This window comes from Kineococcus siccus (assembly GCF_009906795.1).
GTDB classification, from domain to species: domain Bacteria; phylum Actinomycetota; class Actinomycetes; order Actinomycetales; family Kineococcaceae; genus Kineococcus; species Kineococcus siccus.
Genome location: NZ_JAAALN010000360.1, coordinates 1 through 2,104 on the forward strand (window position 1 = coordinate 1; position 2,104 = coordinate 2,104).

The following is a 2,104-nucleotide window of genomic DNA, read 5'->3' on the forward strand; positions in this document are numbered from 1 at the left end:
GTGGTGGACGCTCTCCACGAGACCGCCGCGCCGGCCCCCGCGCCGCAGCACGTCCCCGTGGCCGACCTGGTCCGCGGCGGTCTCGTGGAGAGCGTCCACCACGGGTCGATGGCCGTCGTCGGCCCGGACGGCGCGCTGCTCGCCGCGGTCGGCGACGTCGTCTCCCCCGTCTACCCCCGCTCGGCGCTGAAGCCGCTGCAGGCCGTGGCGATGGTGCGCGCCGGGCTCGACCTGCCGCCGGACCTGCTGGCCCTCGCGAGCGCCAGCCACTCCGGCGCGGCGCTGCACCTGGACGGCGTGCGCCGCATCCTCGCGCTCGCCGGGTGCACCACCGCGGACCTGCGCAACACCCCGGACCTGCCGTTCGGCACCGTCGAGCGCGCCGCGTGGACGGCGTCGGGCGGCGTGGCGGAGCCGCTGACCCAGAACTGCTCGGGCAAGCACGCCGCGATGCTGCTGACCTGCCGGGTGGCGGGCTGGGACACGGCCACGTACCTGAGCCCGGAGCACCCGCTGCAGCGGGCGATCGCGGCCACGGTGGCGGACCTCGCGGGTGCGGAGCCGGCGCACCGCACGACCGACGGCTGCGGGGCACCCCTGTTCTCCCTGGGCCTGCACGCCCTGGCCCGGGCCGTCGGGCGCATCGCCGGTGCCGCCGAGGCCACCGCCGAGGGGCGGGTCGCGCACGCGCTGCGCAGCCACCCCGAGCTCGTGGCCGGCGAGGACCGCGACGTCACCGCGCTGGTGCGGGCCGTCCCGGGCCTGCTGGCCAAGGACGGCGCCGAGGCCGTGCAGGTCGTGGGGCTGCCCGACGGTGCGGCGCTGGCCCTGAAGATCGCGGACGGGGGCGACCGGGCGCGGCTGCCCGTCGCGGTCCCCGCGCTGGAACTGCTGGGCGTCGACCCCGCGCGGCTCACCGCGTTCGCGACGGTCGCCGTGCTCGGCGGCGGCCGGCGCGTGGGCGAGCTGCGGGGCCGACCGCTGCCGGCTCCCGCAAAGGTGTGACAGCGAGTCAACTGCTGTGTACGTTCAGTGCAGCCGTGAGCGGCGCACCGAGGGACGGCGGGAGGCACGCGTGGTCATCGACCGGGCCTTCGTCGTGGTTCCCGTGCTGGCGGCCGACGTCGGTGCGCTCGAGGTCTGCCTCGAGCACCTCGTCGCCGCGGCCGACGAGGCGGCGGCCGGGGGCATCCCCACGACGCTCCTGCTCGCGAGCGTCCCGGGCGCGGACCTCGACGGGCTGCTCGGGTCCTGGGCACCGCTCGTCTCCCTCGTCGACGGCGTCGACGTCGTCCTGGTCCGCACCGGGGCGCCGGACGACGAGCAGGCCCTGCAGCGCGGTGCGGCCGAGGCGGCGGCGCGGTGCACCGCGCCGTCGACGACCCTCCTGCTGACCACCCGTGCCGGGGTCACCGTCGGCCCGGACTGGATCTCCGAGCACGCCCGGCACCACGGCGCCGGGGCCCGCGCGAGCACGGGACCGGTGCGGGGCGGCGCGGACGCGCACGCCCTGACGGCCAACCTCGCCGTCCGGATGGACGCCTACCTCGCGGGTGGCCTGCGCCGCAGCGCCTGGACGCTGCTGCACGCCGTGACCCCCGTGGTCGGCCCGCTGCGGATCAGTCTCCCGACCCAGTCCTGAGGTCCTCGCCGAGGATCGCGACGAGTTCGCGCCGGCAGCGCTCCAGGACGTCGCTGACCCTCGGCACGTCGCCCGGGCGACCGGCCAGCAGGACCTGCTGGGCCGTCAGGGCGATCTGCCCCAGCTGGGCGTGCAGCGCGTGCTCGCCCTCCTGGGCGCGGAACTCCGGGGCGTCCCACGGGGCGGGCACCCCTGCGAGCTCCTCCTCCACGTAGCGGCGTCCCTCGCCGGTCAGCACGAACTGCTTGGCGTCCGCGGGATCCGTCGCGACCAGGCCCTCGTCCTGCAGCTGCTGCAGGGTCGGGTACACCGAGCCGGGGCTGGGCTTCCAGGCCCCTCCGCTGCGCTGTTCCACCTCGCCGATGATGCGGTAGCCGTTGCTGGGCCCCTCGGCCAGCAGCACGAGCACGGCCGCACGGACGTCACCCCGACCGCGGCGACCGCGGCGACCCCGACCGAGAC

At 77.1% G+C, this 2,104-nt stretch carries 3 protein-coding genes; 2 read left to right on the forward strand and 1 reads right to left on the reverse strand.

What is annotated here, in order from left to right; translation table 11 throughout:
* Positions 1 to 1,005, forward strand: coding sequence for an asparaginase (locus GTR02_RS21390; protein WP_166609485.1), 1,005 nt, complete (start codon positions 1 to 3; stop codon positions 1,003 to 1,005).
* A gap of 70 nt (positions 1,006 to 1,075) precedes the next feature.
* Positions 1,076 to 1,642, forward strand: coding sequence for a hypothetical protein (locus GTR02_RS21395; protein ID WP_166609486.1), 567 nt, complete (start codon positions 1,076 to 1,078; stop codon positions 1,640 to 1,642).
* On the opposite strand, the gene GTR02_RS21400 is transcribed toward GTR02_RS21395, so the two are convergent.
* On the reverse strand, positions 1,620 to 2,104 hold a 485-nt coding region (locus GTR02_RS21400; protein ID WP_166609487.1), incomplete at its 5' end, for a PadR family transcriptional regulator. The two genes, GTR02_RS21395 and GTR02_RS21400, sit on opposite strands and share 23 nt — an antisense overlap.